Source organism: Pseudomonas sp. Y3 TE3536 (assembly GCF_053629175.1).
In genome coordinates, this window is record NZ_JBRJHU010000001.1 from 3,010,551 (window position 1) to 3,030,393 (window position 19,843).

General features: G+C 63.6%; 16 protein-coding genes. 13 read left to right on the top strand and 3 right to left on the bottom strand.

Annotated elements, in window-relative coordinates; all coding sequences use genetic code 11:
- Positions 1 to 2 precede the first annotated feature (2 nt).
- The 9 genes from murD (at position 3) to lpxC (ending at position 10,451) form a co-directional block, all read left to right on the top strand.
- The gene (murD, locus tag AB7M33_RS13650; RefSeq protein WP_099455899.1) at positions 3 to 1,349 is read left to right on the top strand and encodes a UDP-N-acetylmuramoyl-L-alanine--D-glutamate ligase; all 1,347 of its coding nucleotides are present in this window, start codon (positions 3 to 5) and stop codon (positions 1,347 to 1,349) included.
- Positions 1,346 to 2,560 (top strand): putative lipid II flippase FtsW, encoded by a 1,215-nt coding sequence (gene ftsW / locus AB7M33_RS13655; RefSeq protein WP_027594015.1) that lies wholly within the window; start codon positions 1,346 to 1,348, stop codon positions 2,558 to 2,560. Before murD ends, ftsW begins: the two co-directional genes overlap by 4 nt.
- Positions 2,550 to 3,629 (top strand): undecaprenyldiphospho-muramoylpentapeptide beta-N-acetylglucosaminyltransferase, encoded by a 1,080-nt coding sequence (gene murG, locus AB7M33_RS13660; RefSeq protein WP_099430365.1) that lies wholly within the window; start codon positions 2,550 to 2,552, stop codon positions 3,627 to 3,629. Before ftsW ends, murG begins: the two co-directional genes overlap by 11 nt.
- Positions 3,622 to 5,070 (top strand): UDP-N-acetylmuramate--L-alanine ligase, encoded by a 1,449-nt coding sequence (gene murC, locus AB7M33_RS13665; protein ID WP_027594017.1) that lies wholly within the window; start codon positions 3,622 to 3,624, stop codon positions 5,068 to 5,070. The genes murG and murC overlap by 8 nt, the downstream gene beginning before the upstream one ends.
- A complete protein-coding gene (locus AB7M33_RS13670) occupies positions 5,067 to 6,023 on the top strand; it encodes a D-alanine--D-alanine ligase (protein WP_099430364.1) in 957 nt (318 codons plus the stop codon). The genes murC and AB7M33_RS13670 overlap by 4 nt, the downstream gene beginning before the upstream one ends.
- A 5-nt stretch (positions 6,024 to 6,028) precedes the next feature.
- Positions 6,029 to 6,898, top strand: coding sequence for a cell division protein FtsQ/DivIB (locus tag AB7M33_RS13675; RefSeq protein ID WP_027594019.1), 870 nt, complete (start codon positions 6,029 to 6,031; stop codon positions 6,896 to 6,898).
- A gap of 14 nt (positions 6,899 to 6,912) precedes the next feature.
- Positions 6,913 to 8,175, top strand: coding sequence for a cell division protein FtsA (ftsA, locus tag AB7M33_RS13680; RefSeq protein ID WP_027594020.1), 1,263 nt, complete (start codon positions 6,913 to 6,915; stop codon positions 8,173 to 8,175).
- Positions 8,176 to 8,230: 55 nt separating this feature from the next.
- Positions 8,231 to 9,427: a cell division protein FtsZ gene (gene ftsZ, locus AB7M33_RS13685; RefSeq protein ID WP_003251871.1), complete on the top strand. Its 1,197-nt coding sequence runs from the start codon at positions 8,231 to 8,233 to the stop codon at positions 9,425 to 9,427.
- Positions 9,428 to 9,539: 112 nt separating this feature from the next.
- Positions 9,540 to 10,451: a UDP-3-O-acyl-N-acetylglucosamine deacetylase gene (gene lpxC, locus AB7M33_RS13690; RefSeq protein ID WP_027594021.1), complete on the top strand. Its 912-nt coding sequence runs from the start codon at positions 9,540 to 9,542 to the stop codon at positions 10,449 to 10,451.
- 52 nt (positions 10,452 to 10,503) lie between these two features.
- Here the strand turns inward: lpxC and AB7M33_RS13695 are convergent, their stop codons facing one another.
- A complete protein-coding gene (locus AB7M33_RS13695; RefSeq protein WP_027594022.1) occupies positions 10,504 to 10,959 on the bottom strand; it encodes a DUF721 domain-containing protein in 456 nt (151 codons plus the stop codon).
- A 308-nt stretch (positions 10,960 to 11,267) separates the two neighbouring features.
- Between AB7M33_RS13695 and secA the strand changes: the two genes are divergently transcribed.
- The 4 genes from secA to AB7M33_RS13715 all read left to right on the top strand — a co-directional run bounded on the left by secA (position 11,268) and on the right by AB7M33_RS13715 (position 17,104).
- Entirely contained in the window at positions 11,268 to 14,003 is a 2,736-nt protein-coding gene (gene secA / locus AB7M33_RS13700) for a preprotein translocase subunit SecA (RefSeq protein WP_099430363.1), read from the top strand.
- Positions 14,004 to 14,176: 173 nt separating this feature from the next.
- Positions 14,177 to 15,394, top strand: coding sequence for a bifunctional glutamate N-acetyltransferase/amino-acid acetyltransferase ArgJ (gene argJ, locus AB7M33_RS13705; RefSeq protein ID WP_027594024.1), 1,218 nt, complete (start codon positions 14,177 to 14,179; stop codon positions 15,392 to 15,394).
- Between the two features lie 136 nt (positions 15,395 to 15,530).
- A complete protein-coding gene (locus AB7M33_RS13710) occupies positions 15,531 to 16,163 on the top strand; it encodes a glutathione S-transferase family protein (protein WP_454242976.1) in 633 nt (210 codons plus the stop codon).
- Positions 16,160 to 17,104, top strand: a complete 945-nt coding sequence (locus tag AB7M33_RS13715; RefSeq protein WP_238209515.1) for a Nudix family hydrolase — start codon at positions 16,160 to 16,162, stop codon at positions 17,102 to 17,104. The genes AB7M33_RS13710 and AB7M33_RS13715 overlap by 4 nt, the downstream gene beginning before the upstream one ends.
- A gap of 136 nt (positions 17,105 to 17,240) precedes the next feature.
- Here the strand turns inward: AB7M33_RS13715 and AB7M33_RS13720 are convergent, their stop codons facing one another.
- On the bottom strand, positions 17,241 to 17,807 hold the full coding sequence (locus tag AB7M33_RS13720) for a cob(I)yrinic acid a,c-diamide adenosyltransferase (RefSeq protein WP_454242977.1): 567 nt from the start codon (positions 17,805 to 17,807) through the stop codon (positions 17,241 to 17,243).
- Between the two features lies 1 nt (position 17,808).
- On the bottom strand, positions 17,809 to 19,839 hold the full coding sequence (locus AB7M33_RS13725; protein WP_085273638.1) for an ATP-binding protein: 2,031 nt from the start codon (positions 19,837 to 19,839) through the stop codon (positions 17,809 to 17,811).
- Positions 19,840 to 19,843: the final 4 nt, after the last annotated feature.

Sequence of the window (19,843 nt, forward strand, 5' to 3'; positions counted from 1 at the left end):
GCGTGTCACTGATCGCTTCCGACCAATTCCGCATCGTTGTCGGCCTCGGCAAGAGCGGCATGTCCCTGGTTCGCTTCCTGGCGAGCCGGGGCATTGCCTTTGCGGTCGCCGACACCCGCGAGCAACCGCCGGAACTGGACACCCTGCGCCGTGATTACCCGCAGGTGGAAGTGCGCTGTGGCGAGCTGGACGTGGACTTCCTGTGCCGCGCCAATGAACTGTACGTGAGCCCGGGCCTGGCCTTGTCCACCCCGGCGCTGCAACAGGCTGCGGCACGGGGTGTGGCCCTGTCGGGCGACATCGAGCTGTTCGCCCGCCATGCCAAAGCGCCAATCATCGCCATCAGCGGTTCCAACGCAAAAAGCACAGTAACCACCCTGGTCGGTGAAATGGCCGCTAAGGCGGGCAAGCGCGTGGCCGTGGGCGGTAACCTCGGCACGCCAGCCCTGGACCTGCTGAGCGATGAGGTGGAACTGTATGTGCTGGAGCTGTCCAGCTTCCAGCTGGAAACCACAGACCAGCTCAACGCCGAAGTCGCCACCGTGCTGAACATCAGCGAAGACCACATGGACCGCTACAGCGGCCTGCCGGCTTATCACCTGGCCAAGCACCGCATCTTCCGGGGCGCTCATCAGGTGGTGGTAAACCGCCAGGACGCGCTGAGCCGGCCATTGCCGGTGGAAGGCCGGCCGTGCTGGAGCTTTGGCCTGAACCAACCGGACTTCAAGGCCTTCGGCCTGCGTGAGGTCGACGGCGAGAAGTACCTGGCGTTCGAATTCCAGAACCTGATGCCCGTGCGCGAACTGAAAATTCGCGGTTCGCACAACCACAGCAACGCCCTCGCAGCCCTGGCCCTCGGCCATGCCGCAGGCTTGCCGTTTGCACCGATGCTCGACGCCCTGCGCGAGTTTGGCGGCCTGGCCCATCGTTGCCAGTGGGTGCGCGAGCGCAACGGTGTCAATTGGTACGACGACTCCAAGGCCACCAACGTCGGTGCTGCGCTGGCGGCCATCGAAGGCCTGGGCGCGGATATCGCCGGCAAGCTGGTGTTGATCGCCGGCGGTGACGGCAAAGGTGCCGACTTTGCCGCGCTGCGTGAGCCAGTGGCGCGCTTCTGCCGTGCGGTGGTGCTGTTGGGCCGTGATGCCGAGCGCCTCGCCGAAGCGTTAGGCGAAGGTGTACCGCACGTGCGGGTCAAGACCCTGGAAGACGCCGTCGAGCAGTGCGCCGCCCTGGCTCAGCCGGGTGATGCCGTGCTGTTGTCGCCGGCCTGCGCCAGCCTCGACATGTTCAAGAACTTTGAAGAACGCGGGCGCCTGTTCGCCCAAGCGGCGGGAGGGCTGGCATGATCTTCGGCATCTTCAAGCCGTACCCGTCGCCGCTGATCAGCGGCCGTGGCATCGACCTCGACTTCGCCATGCTAGCCGGCTGCCTGGCATTGCTGGGCCTGGGCCTGGTGATGATCACCTCGGCGTCCTCGGAAGTGGCCGCGGTGCAGTCGGGAAACCCGCTTTACCACATGTTCCGTCACCTGGTGTACGTGGTCATCGGCCTGGTCGCCTGCGGCGCCACCATGCTGGTGCCGATCGCCACCTGGCAGCGCATGGGCTTCATGATGCTGCTGGGCGCTTTCGGCCTGCTGGTGCTGGTGCTGGTGCCGGGTATCGGCCGGGAAGTGAACGGTTCCATGCGCTGGATCGGTTTCAGCTTCTTCAACGTGCAGCCGTCGGAGATCGCCAAGGTCTTCGTGGTCATCTACCTGGCCGGCTACCTGGTGCGCCGGCAGACCGAGGTGCGCGAAAGCTGGATGGGCTTTTTCAAGCCGTTCATCGTGCTGCTGCCAATGGCTGGCCTGCTGCTGATGGAGCCGGACTTCGGTGCCACCGTGGTGATGATGGGCGCTGCGGCGGCCATGTTGTTCCTCGGCGGGGTGGGGTTGTTCCGCTTCAGTTTGATGGTGGTGCTGGCGGTGGTCGCGGTGTTTGTCCTGGTACAGGCCCAGCCGTACCGGATGGCACGTTTGATCACCTTTACCGACCCCTGGTCCGACCAGTTCGGCTCGGGCTACCAGTTGACCCAGGCCTTGATCGCTTTCGGCCGCGGTGAGTGGCTGGGCGTTGGCCTGGGCAACAGCGTACAGAAGCAGTTCTACCTGCCTGAGGCGCACACCGACTTCGTGTTCTCGGTGCTGGCTGAAGAGCTTGGCGTGGTCGGCTCGCTGGTCACCATCGCGCTGTTCGTTTTCGTCACCGTGCGCGCCTTGTACATCGGCCTGTGGGCCGAAAAGGCCAAGCAGTTCTTCGCCGCCTACATGGCGTTCGGCCTGGCTTTCCTGTGGATCGGCCAGTTCCTGATCAATATCGGCGTGAACGTCGGCCTGCTGCCGACCAAGGGCCTGACCTTGCCGTTCCTCAGTTACGGGGGCAGCTCGCTGGTGATCTGTTGCGCTTGTGTGGGCTTGCTGCTGCGTATCGAGTGGGAGAGCCGCACGCACCTGGGCAGCGAGGAACACGAATTCAACGAAAGCGATTTTGCCGAGGAGACCAGTCATGGCCGCTGACGGCAAAAACGTACTGATCATGGCAGGCGGTACCGGGGGCCACGTGTTCCCGGCCCTGGCCTGCGCCCGTGAATTCCAGGCACGGGGTTACAGCGTGCACTGGCTGGGCACGCCGAAAGGCATCGAGAACGAACTGGTGCCCCAGGCCGGTCTGCCGTTGCACCTCATCCAGGTCAGCGGCCTGCGCGGCAAGGGCAAGCTGTCGCTGCTCAAGGCGCCGTTCACCCTGGTCAAGGCGGTACTGCAGGCACGGCGCATCATTCGTCAGCTCAAGCCTGTGTGCGTGCTGGGCTTCGGCGGCTACGTGACCGGGCCGGGCGGTGTGGCCGCGCGGCTGTGCGGTGTGCCGCTGGTCATTCACGAACAGAATGCGCGCGCGGGTACCGCCAATCGGTTGCTGGTGCCACTCTCGGCACGCGTCTGCGAAGCTTTCCCGAACACCTTCGCGGCCAGCGGCAAACGCCGCACCACCGGCAACCCGGTGCGCCCGGAGCTGTTCATGGACGCGCAACGCGCACCCTTGGCCGAACGCCGTGCACGCCTGCTTGTGCTCGGGGGCAGCCTGGGTGCGGAACCATTGAACAAATTGTTGCCTAAGGCCCTGTCTGAAGTGCCTGCAACACTGCGGCCAGAGGTGTTCCACCAGGCTGGCAAGCAACACGCGCCGATCACCGCCGAGCGTTATCACGAGGCGGGCGTCGAGGCTCAGGTAGAGCCTTTCATCAAGGACATGGCCCAAGCCTATGGCTGGGCCGACATCGTGGTGTGCCGGGCCGGTGCCCTGACCGTCAGCGAACTCGCGGCGGCGGGCCTGCCTTCGATGCTGGTGCCGTTGCCCCATGCGATCGACGATCACCAGACCCACAACGCCCACTATCTGGCTCGGGAAGGCGCTGCCTTCCTGATGCCACAAGCGACAACTGGCGCAGCGCAGCTCGCTGAACGCCTGAACGAGGTGCTGATGCAACCCGAGAAACTCAACACCATGGCTGGCACCGCACGGCGCCTGGCCAAACCTGCCGCAACCAGCACCGTGGTCGATATCTGCCTGGAGGTGGCCCATGGTTGAAAGCCAGAAAGCCATGCCGCAGCCAAAAATGGGCCGCATCCGTCGCATCCACTTCGTCGGTATCGGCGGCGTGGGCATGTGCGGCATCGCCGAAGTACTGCTGAACCTGGGCTATGAAGTGTCCGGTTCCGACCTCAAGGCCTCGCCGGTTACCGAGCGGCTGGAGTCGTTCGGCGCAGAGATCTTCGTTGGCCACCGTGCCGAAAACGCTGCCAACGCCGATGTACTGGTGGTGTCCAGCGCCATCAACCCGGCCAACCCGGAAGTCGCCACTGCCCTGGAACGTCGTATTCCCGTGGTGCCGCGTGCCGAGATGCTCGCCGAGCTGATGCGCTACCGCCATGGCGTGGCCGTTGCCGGCACGCACGGCAAGACCACCACCACCAGCCTGCTGGCCTCGGTGTTCGCCGCTGGCGGCCTGGACCCGACGTTCGTCATCGGCGGGCGCCTGACCGCAGCGGGCACCAATGCCCAGCTGGGCACCAGCCGCTACCTGATCGCCGAAGCGGACGAGAGCGACGCCAGCTTCCTGCACCTGCAACCGATGGTCGCCGTGGTCACCAACATCGACGCCGACCACATGGCCACCTACGAGGGTGACTTCAACAAACTGAAGAAAACCTTCGTCGAGTTCCTGCACAACCTGCCGTTCTATGGGTTGGCAGTGATGTGCCTGGACGACCCGGTGGTGCGCGAGATCCTGCCGCAGGTCAAACGCCCGACGGTCACCTACGGCTTCAGCGAAGAGGCCGACATCCGCGCCATCAATGTGCGCCAGCAGGGCATGCAGACGCACTTCACCGTGCTGCGCCGCGACTGCGAGCCGCTGGAGGTGTCGGTGAACATGCCCGGCAACCACAACGTGCTCAATGCCCTGGCAACCATTGCCATCGCCTCTGACGAAGGCATCAGCGACGAGGCCATCGTCCAGGGGCTGTCCGGCTTCCAGGGCGTTGGCCGACGCTTCCAGGTCTACGGTGAGCTGCCGGTCGACGGCGGCAGCGTGATGCTGGTCGACGACTACGGCCACCACCCGACTGAAGTCGCTGCTGTGATCAAGGCCGTGCGCGGGGGCTGGCCAAGCCGTCGCCTGGTGATTGTCTACCAGCCGCACCGTTACAGCCGCACCCGCGACCTGTACGACGACTTCGTACAAGTGCTGGGCGACGCCAACGTGCTGCTGCTGATGGAAGTCTACCCGGCCGGTGAAGAGCCGATCCCGGGTGCGGACAGCCGTCAGCTGTGCCACAGCATCCGCCAGCGCGGCAAGCTCGACCCGATCTACATCGAACGTGGCGCCGAGCTTGCGCCCCTGGTCCAGCCGCTGCTGCGTGCCGGCGACATCCTGCTGTGCCAGGGTGCCGGTGATGTCGGTGGCCTGGCCCCGCAATTGATGAAAAGCCCGCTGTTCGCTGGCGCCAAGCAGGAGAAGTCGAAATGACCAGCGCCTACGACAAGCTGCACTCGACCCTGGACGTCAAGGCGTTCGGCCGCGTCGCCGTGCTGTACGGCGGCAAGAGTGCCGAGCGTGAAGTCTCGCTCAAGTCCGGCGCCGCCGTGATCGACGCCTTGACCCGCGCCGGTGTCGACGTGGTTGCCATCGATGTGGGCGACGACCTGCTCGACCGCTTGCAAAGCGAGAAGATCGACCGCGCCTTCATCATTCTCCACGGCCGTGGCGGTGAAGACGGCAGCATGCAAGGCCTGCTCGAGTGCCTGGGCATCCCTTACACCGGCAGCGGCATCCTCGCGTCGGCCCTGGCCATGGACAAACTGCGCACCAAGCAGGTGTGGCAGAGCCTGGGCATTCCGACCCCGCGCCACGCGGTATTGGCCAGCGAAAGCGATTGTTTGAAGGCCAGTATGGAACTGGGCTTCCCGCTTATCGTCAAACCCGCCCATGAAGGCTCTAGCATCGGCATGGCCAAGGTGAACAGCGAGCAGGAACTGGTCGCCGCCTGGCAGGACGCCGCCAAATACGATTCCCAGGTACTGGTGGAGCAGTGGATCCACGGGCCGGAGTTCACCATCGCGGTACTGCGCGGCCAGGTGCTGCCGCCGATCGCCCTGGGTACGCCGCACGTGTTCTACGACTACGACGCCAAGTACATCGCCAACGATACCCAGTACCGCATTCCGTGCGGCCTGGACAGCGTCAAGGAACAGGAACTCATCGACCTGACCGCGCGCGCCTGCGATGCCATCGGCATCGAAGGCTGGGGGCGGTTGGATGTGATGCAGGACGAGCAGGGCCGGTTCTGGCTGCTCGAAGTCAACACCGCACCTGGCATGACTGATCATAGCCTGGTGCCCATGGCGGCCCGCGCGGCCGGCTTGGACTTCCAGCAACTGGTGCTGGCAATCCTGGCCGCCAGCGTCGAGACGCGAGGTTAACAGCCATGCAAGGCGCGATGTTACGTCATCAGCAACCCGCCACCGGCCGTAACAAGCCGGTGCCGCGCGGTGCCAGTCGAATGGTGGCCAAAGAGCCCATGTCGGCGCGCCTGCCCAAGGCCAACTTCAGTGGACTCAAGCGCCTGCTCTGGCCGGTGCTGCTGGTGGCAGCAGGCTTCGGCGCCTATGAGGGCGCCATTCGCCTGATGCCCTACGCCGACCGGCCGATCACCAAGATCGCGGTGCAGGGCGACCTCAGCTACATCAGCCAGCAGGCGGTGCAGCAGCGGATCGCCCCGTTCATGGCGGCGAGCTTCTTCAGTGTCGACCTGCCAGCGATGCGCGCAGAGCTCGAGCAGATGCCGTGGATCGCCCACGCCGAGGTGCGGCGCGTGTGGCCGGACGAGGTGGTGATCCGCCTGGAAGAACAGCTGCCAGTGGCACGCTGGGGTGACGAAGCCTTGCTCAATAACCAGGGCCAGGCCTTTACCCCGCGTGAGCTGGCCAACTATGAGCACCTGCCGCAGCTGTTCGGGCCGCAGCGTGCTCAGCAACAAGTCATGCAGCAGTATCAGGTATTGAGCCAGATGCTGCGCCCCATGGGCTTTTCCATCGCTCGCCTGGAACTGCGCGAGCGAGGCAGCTGGTTCCTGACCACCGGTGCGGGCAGCACCGGGCCAGGCATCGAACTGCTGTTGGGGCGCGACCATCTGGTGGAGAAGATGCGCCGTTTCATTGCCATTTACGACAAGACGCTTAAAGAGCAGATCACCAACATCGCCCGCATCGATCTGCGATACGCCAACGGACTTGCCGTTGGTTGGCGGGAACCGATTGCACCGACGACGGCCCAACCCGCCGTTGCGAAGAATTAGAGAGAGGCAGGACCATGGCAAACGCGCATAGCGGCAAAATGATCGTCGGGCTGGACATTGGCACCTCCAAGGTGGTGGCGCTGGTCGGCGAAGTGGGCGAAGACGGCACCCTGGAGATCGTCGGGATCGGTACCCATCCGTCCCGCGGCCTGAAGAAGGGCGTGGTGGTGAACATCGAGTCGACCGTGCAGTCGATCCAGCGCGCGGTGGAAGAAGCGCAGCTGATGGCGGGCTGCCGCATCCACTCGGCGTTCGTCGGCGTGGCCGGCAACCATATCCGCAGCCTGAACTCCCACGGCATTGTCGCCATTCGCGACCGTGAGGTCAGCGTTGCCGACCTTGAGCGCGTGCTCGACGCCGCCCAGGCCGTGGCCATCCCGGCCGATCAGCGCGTGCTGCACACCCTGCCGCAGGACTACGTGATCGACAACCAGGAAGGCGTGCGCGAGCCGCTGGGCATGTCCGGCGTGCGCCTGGAAGCCAAGGTCCACGTGGTCACCTGTGCGGTCAACGCGGCGCAGAACATCGAGAAGTGCGTACGCCGCTGCGGCCTGGAAATCGACGACATCATCCTTGAGCAGCTGGCTTCGGCTTACTCGGTGCTGACCGACGACGAAAAAGAGCTCGGCGTGTGCCTGGTGGACATCGGTGGCGGTACCACCGACATCGCCATCTTCACCGAAGGCGCGATCCGCCACACCGCGGTCATCCCGATTGCCGGCGACCAGGTGACCAACGACATCGCCATGGCCCTGCGCACTCCGACCCAGTACGCCGAAGAAATCAAGATCCGCTACGCCTGCGCACTGGCCAAGCTGGCCGGCGCCGGCGAAACCATCAAGGTGCCGAGCGTGGGTGATCGCCCACCGCGCGAGCTGTCGCGCCAGGCCCTGGCCGAGGTGGTGGAGCCGCGTTACGACGAGCTGTTCACCCTGATCCAGGCCGAACTGCGCCGTAGCGGCTACGAAGACCTGGTGCCGGCCGGCATCGTCCTGACCGGCGGCACCGCGAAGATGGAAGGCGCCGTTGAACTGGCCGAGGAAATCTTCCACATGCCGGTACGCCTGGGCGTACCGCACAGCGTTCGGGGGCTGAGCGACGTGGTGCGCAACCCGATCTATTCCACCGGCGTGGGCCTGCTCACCTACGGCCTGCTGAAGCAGTCCGAGGACATGGTCCTGACCGGTAACAGCAACAGCAGCAGCAACAGCTATGGCGATGAACCGAAGGCCCCAGTGCTTGAGCGCTTCAAGCGGTGGGTCCAGGGCAATTTCTAAGTTTCAAAGCAGTAGTGGTAGGCGCAACAACTAGAGAACTGTAAGGAGAGGGAAAATGTTCGAGCTCGTAGACAACGTCCCGCAAAGTCCGGTCATTAAAGTGATCGGCGTTGGCGGTGGTGGCGGCAACGCCGTCAACCACATGGTCAAAAGCAGCATCGAAGGCGTGGAATTCATCTGCGCCAACACCGATGCCCAGGCGCTGAAAAACATCGGCGCGCGTACCATCCTGCAATTGGGCACTGGCGTGACCAAAGGCCTGGGTGCAGGTGCCAATCCAGAAGTCGGCCGTCAGGCCGCGCTGGAAGACCGTGAGCGCATCGCCGAGGTGCTGCAGGGCACCAACATGGTGTTCATCACCACCGGCATGGGTGGCGGTACCGGTACCGGTGCAGCCCCGATCATCGCCGAAGTGGCGAAGGAAATGGGCATCCTCACCGTCGCCGTGGTGACCCGTCCGTTCCCGTTCGAAGGTCGCAAACGTATGCAGATCGCCGATGAAGGCATCCGCATGCTGGCCGAGAGCGTCGACTCGCTGATCACCATCCCCAACGAGAAGCTGCTGACCATCCTGGGCAAGGATGCCAGCCTGCTGTCCGCCTTTGCCAAGGCTGACGACGTGCTGGCCGGTGCCGTGCGCGGTATCTCCGACATCATCAAGCGCCCTGGCATGATCAACGTCGACTTCGCCGACGTGCGTACCGTGATGGGTGAGATGGGCATGGCGATGATGGGTACTGGCTGCGCCAGCGGCCCGAACCGTGCGCGTGAAGCCACCGAGGCGGCGATCCGCAACCCGTTGCTCGAAGACGTCAACCTGCAGGGCGCCCGCGGCATCCTGGTGAACATCACCGCCGGCCCTGACCTGTCGCTGGGTGAGTACTCCGACGTAGGTAGCATCATCGAAGCCTTCGCCTCTGACCACGCGATGGTCAAGGTCGGCACCGTGATCGACCCAGACATGCGCGATGAGCTGCACGTCACCGTGGTCGCCACTGGCCTGGGCGCACGCATCGAGAAGCCGGTCAAAGTGGTGGACAACACCCTGCAGACCGCTCAACAGGCATACGAGGCTTCCAACCCGGCACCGGTTCGCCAGGAGCAGCCTGCGGTCAACTACCGTGACCTGGAGCGCCCGACTGTAATGCGCAACCAGGCCCATGCAGGTGCCGCCGCGGCAGCTAAACTCAACCCTCAGGATGACCTGGACTACCTTGATATCCCGGCTTTCCTGCGTCGTCAGGCTGATTAGTGGAATTTATCAGGGGTATAAAGGTGATTGGTATTCAGCAAAGGTCGGGTCTGTTATCATCCCCAGCCTTTGTTGATACCTGTTCGCAATTTGCGCTGAAGCGGCCAATGCCATGATTAAACAACGCACCCTGAAGAATACCATCCGTGCCACAGGTGTCGGTCTGCACTCCGGGGAGAAGGTATACCTGACCCTCAAGCCTGCACCTGTTGACACCGGCATCGTCTTCCGCCGCGCTGATCTCGACCCTGTGGTCGAAATCGCAGCGCGTGCGGCCAACGTTGGCGAGACAACCATGTCGACGACGTTGGTCAACGGTGACGTCAAGGTCGATACGGTCGAGCACCTGCTCTCCGCCATGGCGGGCCTGGGCATCGATAACGCCTACGTCGAGCTCTCCGCCTCGGAAGTGCCGATCATGGATGGCAGCGCCGGACCCTTTGTATTCCTGATTCAGTCTGCCGGCCTGGAAGAACAGGACGCAGCCAAGAAGTTCATCCGCATCCTGCGCGAAGTGACAGTGGAGGAGGGCGACAAGCGCGCTACCTTCCTGCCTTTCGACGGGTTCAAGGTGAGCTTCGAGATCGACTTCGATCACCCGGTCGTCAGCGGCCGGACCCAGAGCGCCAGTGTCGATTTTTCCAGCACGTCGTTCGTGAAAGAAGTCAGCCGTGCCCGCACCTTCGGTTTCATGCGGGACATCGAGTACCTGCGCAAGCATAACCTTGCGTTGGGCGGCAGTGTGGAAAACGCCATCGTGGTAGACGAGACAGGCGTGTTGAACGAAGACGGCCTTCGCTATGAAGACGAATTCGTGAAGCACAAGATTCTCGACGCCATCGGTGACCTCTACCTGCTGGGCAACAGCCTGATCGGCGAGTTCAAGGGCTACAAGTCCGGGCACGCGCTGAACAACCAACTGTTGCGCAAGCTCATTGCTGAAACCGATGCCTGGGAAGTGGTCACTTTCGAAGATGCCAGCACGGCACCGATCTCGTACATGCGCCCTGTTGCGGCCGTGTAAGTTCGAACACTCTCTAGTTCATTAAGGCCACCTTCGGGTGGCCTTTTTTATTTCAGCCTTTATCCCGGGCGTGGCTGGCAAGGCGTTCCAGGGCAGCGCGCAATTTCGGGTCGGCAATCCCCTCGGCGGTATCGCGAAGGCTTTCGGCGGCATTGCTCGACAGCGCCGCAGCATGCCCGCCACGCTTGGCAGGCACCAATGGCGGTTGCACCTTGTACAAGATGCGCCGCAGGTTGCCGAACGCTTCCATGGCCTGCAATTCGCGCATGAGGCGCTTTTGCTGATACCGCAAGCGGGTAGCCCAATGGCCGTCGGTAACCACCAGCAACAATACGCCATCACGCCACGATGCCACGTGGCAGTGCTCGCGGGCAGCCGGTTGCAGCTGGCTTTCCAGCAGGCGCTGCAGGTGTTCCAGGCGTTCGGCCTGGTTCAGCAGCAGGCGCAGCGGGCGCACCTGGCGCAGCAGGGCGGACGGTAGCTGGGCAGGGGAGGGTTTGTAGGCCATGGTGGTCGCAGGAGGTTACAAGAGCGGCAGTTTAACACCTCTGTTGCCTGCACCGGCCTCTTCGCCGGTACAGACCACACAAGGTAAGACTCATTCTCGATACGTTTCATCTTGCTGAGCCTTGAACTCAGGGAAAATGACCCTATCTAAGAAACGCCCCTGCCAAAACGCTGTATCAGCATCGTGGAAATCCACCACTTTCCTCACCATCGTTTCCGGGTAGAATGCTCGTTCGCATGCGGCCTCAGGGCTGCACGGGCGACTCATGGGGCCGCCCTCCATCCCTACGTGTGGAAGATCCTGCCGATATGTTTGCGCCTTTGTTAAAGAAACTTTTTGGAAGCAAGAATGAGCGTGAAGTCAAACGCATGCTCAAGACGGTGACTATCGTCAATGCCTTCGAAGAGAAGATGGTGGCCCTCTCCGATGAGCAACTGCGGGGCAAGACCGCAGAGTTCAAGGAGCGCTTGGCCAAAGGCGAGACACTGGACCAATTGCTGCCCGAAGCCTTCGCCGTCGCCCGTGAGGCCGGAAAGCGCGTCATGGGCATGCGCCACTTCGACGTGCAGCTGATCGGCGGCATGACCCTGCACGAGGGCATGATCGCAGAAATGCGCACCGGTGAAGGCAAGACCTTGGTCGGTACCCTGGCCGTCTACCTCAACGCATTGTCCGGCAAAGGCGTGCACGTGGTCACCGTCAACGACTACCTGGCCCGCCGTGACGCCAACTGGATGCGCCCGCTGTACGAGTTCCTCGGCCTGTCCGTGGGCATCGTCTCGGCCTTCCAGCCGCCGGAAGAAAAGCGCGCTGCCTACGCCTCCGACATCACCTACGGCACCAACAACGAATTCGGTTTCGACTACCTGCGCGACAACATGGCGTTCAGCCAGGAAGAGAAGTTCCAGCGTGAACTCAACTTCTCGGTGATCGACGAAGTCGACTCGATCCTCATCGACGAAGCCCGTACCCCGCTGATCATCTCTGGCCAGGCCGAGGACAGCTCCAAGCTGTACATCGAGATCAACCGCCTGATCCCGCGCCTGACCCAGCACATCGAAGAAGTCGAAGGCCAGGTCACTCAGGAAGGCCACTTCACCATCGATGAGAAGAGCCGCCAGGTCGAACTCAACGAAGCCGGTCACCAGTTCATCGAAGAGATGCTCACCCAGGCTGGCCTGCTGGCCGAAGGCGAGAGCCTCTACTCGGCGCACAACCTGGGCCTGCTGACCCACGTCTACGCCGGCCTGCGCGCGCACAAACTGTTCCACCGCAACGTCGAGTACATCGTCCAGGACGGCCAAGTCCTGCTGATCGACGAGCACACCGGCCGTACCATGCCTGGCCGTCGCCTGTCCGAAGGCCTGCACCAGGCCATCGAGGCCAAAGAAAACCTGAACATTCAGGCCGAGAGCCAGACCCTGGCGTCGACCACCTTCCAGAACTACTTCCGTCTTTACACCAAGCTGTCCGGCATGACCGGTACCGCCGACACCGAAGCGTTCGAGTTCCAGTCGATCTACGGCCTGAACGTGATGGTGATCCCGCCGAACAAGCCGCTGGCGCGTAAGGACTTCAACGACCTGGTGTACCTGACCGCCGACGAGAAATACGCCGCGATCATTGCCGACATCAAAGAGAGCATGACCCAGGGCCGTCCGGTGCTGGTGGGTACCGCCACCATCGAGACCTCCGAGCACATGTCCAACCTTCTGCTGAAGGAAGGCATCGAGCACAAGGTCCTCAACGCCAAGTACCACGAGAAGGAAGCCGAGATCATCGCCCAGGCCGGTGCGCCAGGCGCGTTGACCATCGCCACCAACATGGCCGGCCGTGGTACCGACATTCTGCTGGGCGGTAACTGGGAGGCCGAAGTGGCCGTCCTGGACAACCCGACCCCTGAGCAGATCGCCCAGATCAAGGCCGACTGGCAGAAGCGTCACCAGCAGGTGATCGAGTCGGGTGGCCTGCACGTGATCGCTTCCGAGCGTCACGAATCGCGCCGTATCGACAACCAGCTGCGTGGTCGTTCCGGCCGTCAGGGTGACCCGGGCTCCAGCCGCTTCTACCTGTCGCTCGAAGACAGCCTGATGCGCATCTTCGCCTCTGACCGGGTGAAGAACTTCATGAAGGCGCTGGGCATGCAGTCTGGCGAGGCGATCGAGCATCGCATGGTCACCAACGCCATCGAAAAAGCCCAGCGCAAGGTCGAGGGCCGCAACTTCGACATCCGCAAGCAGTTGCTCGAATACGATGACGTGGCCAACGAGCAGCGCAAGGTGATCTACCACATGCGCAACAGCCTGCTGGCGGCCGAGAACATTGGCGATACCATCGCCGAATTCCGCAAGGAAGTGCTGGACGCTACCATCAGCCAGCACATCCCGCCGCAATCGCTGCCCGAGCAGTGGGACGTGGCCGGCCTGGAAGCCTCGCTGTCGAGCGATTTCGCCATGAAGCTGCCGATCCAGCAATGGCTCGACGAGGACGACCACCTCTACGAAGAGACCCTGCGCGAGAAGCTGCTGAGCGAGATCACCAGCGCCTACACCGAGAAGGAAGACCAGGCCGGCATCGACGCCCTGCGTACCTTCGAGAAGCAGATTCTGCTGCGCGTGCTGGACGACCTGTGGAAAGACCACCTGTCGACCATGGACCACCTGCGCCACGGCATTCACCTGCGCGGTTATGCGCAGAAGAACCCGAAGCAGGAGTACAAGCGCGAGTCGTTCACCTTGTTCCAGGAGCTGCTCGAGTCGATCAAGCGCGACACCATCCGCGTGTTGTCGCACGTTCAGGTGCGCCGCGAAGACCCGATCGAAGAAGAAGCCCGCCTGCGCCGCGAGGCCGAAGAGCTGGCCAGCCGCATGCAGTTCCAGCATGCTGCCGCGCCAGGCCTTGAAAGCGAAGCGCTGAACGAGGAGGGCGCCGAAGTGGCCGTGGCCGCAGCGCCGGTGCGCAACGACCAGAAGCTGGGCCGTAACGAGCCATGCTGGTGCGGTTCGGGCAAGAAGTTCAAGCATTGCCATGGTCAGATTGAATGATCTGATCCACTCGCAGTAACGTGACACAACCGGGGGCCGCTTTGCGGCCCTTTCGCGACACAAGGCCGCTCCTACAGGCATCACGACGCCCCTGTAGGAGCGGCCTTGTGTCGCGATGGGGCGCGAAGCGGCCCCGCTTTTTGCAATCAACCGAATTTTCTAGGAGCGCTCTAATGGCTGTTGGTCTTGGTCCTTTGCCCACCCTGCACCCGGTTCCGGGTTTTGAACTCGGCATCGCTTCTGCCGGCATCAAGCGCCCTGGGCGCAAGGATGTGGTGGTCATGCGCTGTGCCGAAGGCTCCAGCGTTGCTGGCGTGTTCACCCTCAACGCCTTCTGCGCCGCACCGGTGATCCTCTCCAAGCAGCGTGTTCAGGGCACTGTGCGTTACCTGCTGACCAACACCGGCAACGCCAACGCCGGTACCGGTGCACCGGGCCTGGCCGCTGCCGAGCGCACCTGCGCCAAACTCGCCGAGCTGACCGGCGTGCCGGCCGAGTCGGTATTGCCGTTCTCCACTGGCGTAATCGGCGAGCCGCTGCCGGTCGAGAAGATCGAAGGCGCCCTGCAGGCCGCCCTGGACAACCTGTCGGAAAACAACTGGGCTGAAGCCGCCACGGGCATCATGACCACCGACACCCTGCCCAAGGGTGCCAGCCGCCAGTTCCAGCACGATGGCGTGACCGTGACCGTGACCGGCATCAGCAAAGGCGCCGGCATGATCCGCCCGAACATGGCCACCATGCTCGGCTACATCGCCACTGACGCCAAGGTCGCACCCAAGGTGCTCAAGGACCTGATGCTCGACGGCGCCAACAAGTCGTTCAACCGCATCACCATCGATGGCGACACCTCGACCAACGACTGCTGCATGCTGATCGCCACCGGCAAGGCCAACCTGCCTGAAGTCACCGAAGCCAGCGGTGCGCTGTTCGAAGCCCTGAAAAAGGCGGTGTTCGACGTGTGCATGGAGGTGGCCCAGGCCATCGTCCGTGATGGCGAAGGCGCCACCAAGTTCGTCACGGTGCAGGTCAACGGAGGTGGTAACCACCAGGAATGCCTGGACGTCGGTTACGCCGTCGCTCACTCGCCGCTGATCAAGACCGCACTGTTCGCCTCTGACCCCAACTGGGGCCGCATCCTGGCCGCCGTCGGCCGTGCGGGCGTGCCGGAGCTGGATGTCAGCCTGATCGATGTGTACCTGGACAACGTCTGCATTGCCAGCCAAGGCGGGCGCAGCCCGAGCTACACCGAAGCGCAAGGCTCTGCGGTCATGGCCCAGGAAGAGATCACCATCCGCATCGAACTGGGCCGTGGTGCCTGCAGCGAAACCATCTGGACCACCGACCTGTCCCACGAGTACGTGAAGATCAACGCCGAATACCGCACGTGATTCAATTGGGGCCGCTTTGCGGCCCTTCGCGGCACAAGGCCGCTCCTACACCGGTCTGCGCTGTACCTGTAGGAGCGGCCTTGCGTCGCGAAGGGCTGCGAAGCAGCCCCAAAACCCCGACAAATGGAGCCGAACCATGAGCTATCACCTGATCATCGGCGACAAGCTGTATTCTTCCTGGTCGCTACGCGGCGCCCTGGCCCTCGAACTGGCCGGCGTCCCCTACAAAGAAACCCTGATCAAACTCAACCAGCCCGACACCCGTCAGCGCCTGCTCGCCTACTCCGCCACCGGCAAAGTGCCGCTGCTCAAGACCGAGCATGGCGTGATCGCCGACTCCCTGGCCATCGCCGAATACCTCAACGAACGCCACCCCGAAGCGCAGCTCTGGCCTGCCGACGTGGCCGCCCGTGCCCAAGCCCGTTCGGCCTGCGCGCAGATGCACAGCGGCTTCTTCGCCCTGCGCGGGGCGATGCCGTTCGACCTGTCCCGTGACCAGGCCCTTGAGTCTGTGCCGCTGGAGGTGCAGATCGACATCGACCGTATCGTCGCGCTGTGGTCCGAATGCCGCCTGGTCGCCAAGGACACGGGCCCGTTCCTGTTCGGCAAGCCGACCCTGGTCGATGCCTACTTCGCCCCGGTGGCCGTGCGCTTGCGCAGCTACCGCGTCGAAGTCCCGGCAGAGGCGGCGGCTTACATCGAGACTATTTACCAGTGGCCGGCGTTCAAAGCCTGGCAGCAGGCTGGCCTGGCGGAGCGCGAAGGGTGAAACGCATTCATGTAGCAGCAGCGGTGATCCGCGGTGCCGATGGCCGCATTCTGATTGCGCGGCGGGCAGATACCCAGCACCAGGGCGGCCTTTGGGAGTTCCCAGGTGGCAAGGTGGAAGAGGGCGAAAGCGTCGAAGCGGCGCTGGCCCGTGAGCTGCGCGAGGAACTGGGTATCGACGTGACCCGGTCGCGGGCGCTGATCAAGGTCAGCCATGACTACCCGGACAAACAGGTGCTGCTGGACGTTCGCGTTGTCGAAGCGTTCACCGGTGAACCCCATGGCGCCGAGGGCCAGCCTTTGGAGTGGGTAGCACCGCGCGACCTCGCGCAGTACGACTTCCCTGCCGCCAACAGGCCGATTGTTGCCGCTGCACGGCTGCCGGATCAGTACCTGATCACGCCGGAGGGCCTGGAAGTGCCGCAGATGCTCAAGGGCATCCAGAAGGCCGTGGCCAACGGTACCCGGCTGATCCAGCTGCGAGCGCCGGACATGTACGACCCCAAGTATCGCGATGTGGCGGTGGATGCGGTCGGCCTGTGCGGTGGCAAGGCCCAATTGATGCTCAAAGGGCCGCTGGAGTGGCTGGGCGACTTCCCGTCGGCCGGTTGGCACCTGACGGCTGCGCAGTTGCGCAAGTATGCCGCCAAGGGGCGGCCGTTCCCTGAGCACCGCTGGTTGGCGGCGTCCTGCCACAGTGCCGAAGAGCTGGCATTGGCCGAGCAGATGGGGGTCGATTTTGTCACCTTGTCGCCGGTGCAGGCGACCCAGACGCATCCTGAAGCGGTGCCTTTGGGGTGGGAAGCGGCGCAGCGGGCGATTGCAGGTTTCAGCCGGCCAGTGTTCTTGCTGGGTGGGGTAGGGCCGGGTGATCGTGAGCGGGCCTGGGAGGCGGGCGCGCAGGGTGTGGCCGGGATCCGGGCGTTCTGGCCTGAGCTCTGAGTCGCTTGTGATTGGGGCCGCAGTGCGGCCCATTCGCGGGCAAGCCCGCTCCCACAGGTAACTGCGCAGGCTCAGACCTTGTGAGGGCCCGGTAGGAGCTTGCCCGCGAATGGGCTGCGTAGCAGCCCCAGCACTCTCAGCTTTCAGGCTTCGGCGCAGGCTGCCACAACACCTCGGCAACCCCCTGCCGCCGCCCAATGATCCGCGCTGCCACAAACAACAGATCCGACAGCCGGTTGATATACGCCAACCCAGCACCCTCCAGTGGCTCCAGCGCATTCAGTTGCTGACACCGCCGCTCCGCACTGCGCGCCAGGCACCGGCACACATGCGCCTGCGCCACCAACGCCGAACCACTGGGCAGGATGAAATTCTTCAACGGGCCCAGCTCTTCGTTCCACACGTCGATTGCCGCTTCCAGCCGCTCTACCTCGGCCAGGTTCAACGCCTGGTAACTGGGCATTGCCAGCTCGCCACCGAGGTCGAACAAGCGGTGCTGACAGGGCGCAAGCACTTCGCTCACTTCGTCCAGCCCCTGCTCAGCCAGGCCGGCGAGCAGCACCCCTAACTGGCTGTTGAGGCTATCCACCTCGCCGATGGCCTCGATACGCGGGTGGTCCTTGGGCACCCGGCGGCCGTCGCCCAGGCCGGTTTCGCCTTTGTCGCCAGTGCGGGTGTAGATCTTCGACAGGCGGTAGCCCATGTCATGCCTCCGTGGTGTTTGGTGCCGTCGCTGCCGGCTGGCCGAGGGGCAGGCGCAAGGTGAAGCAGGTGCCCTGGCCGGGCGTGGACTGCACCTCCATCTGCCCCTTGTGGTTGTTGGTGATGATGAAGTACGAAACCGAAAGGCCAAGGCCTGTGCCCTGGCCGATCTCTTTGGTGGTGAAGAACGGCTCGAAGGTGCGCTTGCGCACCGCTTCAGGCATGCCCACGCCGTTGTCTTCGACCTGGATCTCGGCCCAGGGTGGGTTGAGCCGGGTGCGCAGGGTGATGCGCCCGGGCTCGCTGGGTTGCGGGCGCAGGTGGATGGCCTGGGCGGCATTTTTCAGCAGGTTGAGCAGCACTTGTTCCAGCTCGTTGGCGGTGCAAGGCACTGGCCCAAGGTTTGGGTCGAACTGGCGGACAATGGCCTGGCCCTTGAAGTCAAAGCCAATGGTGAGGTCGAAGTCGTTGCTGGCGATTTCCACAGCCTGGTCGATCAGCGCTGGCAGGTCGCAAGGTGCCAACTGGCGGTTGCTGCGGCGGCTGAAACTGAGCATGTGGGTGACGATTTTGGCCGCCCGGGCGCCGGCCTGTTGAATGCCGTCGAGCAGTTGCGGCACTTCGCGGCTTTCGAGGTAACGGTTGACGGTGGGCAGGTCGATGCCCAGCTCTTCGGCCTGCTCCTGGTTGCGCGGCAACTCCGGGGACAGGCGCCGACGGATATTCTGCACGTTATGCAGGATCGCCCCCAGCGGGTTGTTGATCTCGTGCGCCATGCCCGCGGCCAGGCCGCCCACTGAGAGCATCTTTTCCGATTGCACCATCATTTCTTCCAGTGACAGGCGCTGGGTAATGTCGTCGATGCGGATCACCACGCCGCGGCCGCCGCCGCCCATTAGCGGATAGAACGTCAGGGCGTAGTGGCGCAGGTCCTCGCCCTTGGGCCAGGTCACCCGCTCGATTTTCGCCACCCGGTGTTTCTCTACGGTTTCCTTGAGCTGCGGCAAAAACGGTTTGAGCGGCTCGAAAGCGATGAAGATCGGCTGGTTCAGCGCCTCGTCCAAGGGTGTTCCGGAGAGCACCGTGGCCTCGTGGTTCCACTGGGTGACGTAGAGCTGCTCGTCGAGGGCGATCAGCGCCGAGGGCATGGAGTCGATGATGCTGTTGAGGTAGTTCTGGAAGCCTGTGAGTTTTTTCTCGATCTTGCTACGCACCTGGACTTCCAGCTCCAGCTTGCGGTTGGTGTGGCGGGTTTCCTCGGCCAGGCCCTGGGCCTGGTCATAGGCGGTCTGGAATTCGTCGCGGGTGCGCTTGAGCTGCTGCTCGCGGGCCTCGATGCGCGAGAGCATGGTGTTGAAGGCCTCGGCCAGGCTGCCGATTTCGTCATCGTTGCCGCGGCGGGCACGCAGGGCGTAGCTTTCTTCGCGGGTGACCTGGCGGCTGAGCTCTTCGAGCTGGTTGATCGGCTGGGTGATCAGGCGCTTGATCTGCCGCGCAACGACAATCCACAGCAGGATGCTGAACACCAGGATACCGAGGCTGGCACTGAGCGTGCCGGTGTAGAAGGCGGTCGGCAGTTCGCTGCTGGCCACCAGCAGCAGGTGGGCAGGTGGGTCGGCTTCGCGGGGGATGCGAATCAACTGCGTGCTGCGAAATTCCATCAGGCGCCAGCCGTCGATGTTGCGAAAGCGCTTGGGCAACGCCAGCGGTTCGCCGTGCTGCAGCTGCGCCAGCATGCGGCCGTCACCGCCGTAGACGGCGGCGGCGCGCAGTGGCATGTAGCTGTCCAGCTCCTTGAGCAGGGCATTGGCACTGTCTGCGCTGTCGCCGGCACGTGCCGACAGCTGCGGGTTGGCGATCAGCCGGCCGATGGTCTGCAGCGCCTGGGGCGCCATGCTCTCCTGGGTGATCCAGTAGGCGGCGCTGATGAAGGTCAGGTTGGCCACCAGCAGAATGGTCACCAGCAGCACCAGCAGGGCCGCCAGCAGCTTTTGCCCGACCGGGAGGTTTTCCAGGCGTTGGCGCAGGGTCATGGGC

Excerpts from the sequence above, each read along its gene's own strand:
- ftsW (WP_027594015.1), top strand. The coding sequence starts at position 1,346 with ATGATCTTCGGCATCTTCAAGCCGTACCCGTCGCCGCTGATCAGCGGC.
- murG (WP_099430365.1), top strand. The coding sequence starts at position 2,550 with ATGGCCGCTGACGGCAAAAACGTACTGATCATGGCAGGCGGTACCGGG.
- murC (WP_027594017.1), top strand. The coding sequence starts at position 3,622 with ATGGTTGAAAGCCAGAAAGCCATGCCGCAGCCAAAAATGGGCCGCATC.
- AB7M33_RS13670 (WP_099430364.1), top strand. The coding sequence starts at position 5,067 with ATGACCAGCGCCTACGACAAGCTGCACTCGACCCTGGACGTCAAGGCG.
- AB7M33_RS13675 (WP_027594019.1), top strand. The coding sequence starts at position 6,029 with ATGCAAGGCGCGATGTTACGTCATCAGCAACCCGCCACCGGCCGTAAC.
- ftsA (WP_027594020.1), top strand. The coding sequence starts at position 6,913 with ATGGCAAACGCGCATAGCGGCAAAATGATCGTCGGGCTGGACATTGGC.
- ftsZ (WP_003251871.1), top strand. The coding sequence starts at position 8,231 with ATGTTCGAGCTCGTAGACAACGTCCCGCAAAGTCCGGTCATTAAAGTG.
- lpxC (WP_027594021.1), top strand. The coding sequence starts at position 9,540 with ATGATTAAACAACGCACCCTGAAGAATACCATCCGTGCCACAGGTGTC.
- AB7M33_RS13695 (WP_027594022.1), bottom strand. The coding sequence starts at position 10,959 with ATGGCCTACAAACCCTCCCCTGCCCAGCTACCGTCCGCCCTGCTGCGC.
- secA (WP_099430363.1), top strand. The coding sequence starts at position 11,268 with ATGTTTGCGCCTTTGTTAAAGAAACTTTTTGGAAGCAAGAATGAGCGT.
- argJ (WP_027594024.1), top strand. The coding sequence starts at position 14,177 with ATGGCTGTTGGTCTTGGTCCTTTGCCCACCCTGCACCCGGTTCCGGGT.
- AB7M33_RS13710 (WP_454242976.1), top strand. The coding sequence starts at position 15,531 with ATGAGCTATCACCTGATCATCGGCGACAAGCTGTATTCTTCCTGGTCG.
- AB7M33_RS13720 (WP_454242977.1), bottom strand. The coding sequence starts at position 17,807 with ATGGGCTACCGCCTGTCGAAGATCTACACCCGCACTGGCGACAAAGGC.
- AB7M33_RS13725 (WP_085273638.1), bottom strand. The coding sequence starts at position 19,839 with ATGACCCTGCGCCAACGCCTGGAAAACCTCCCGGTCGGGCAAAAGCTG.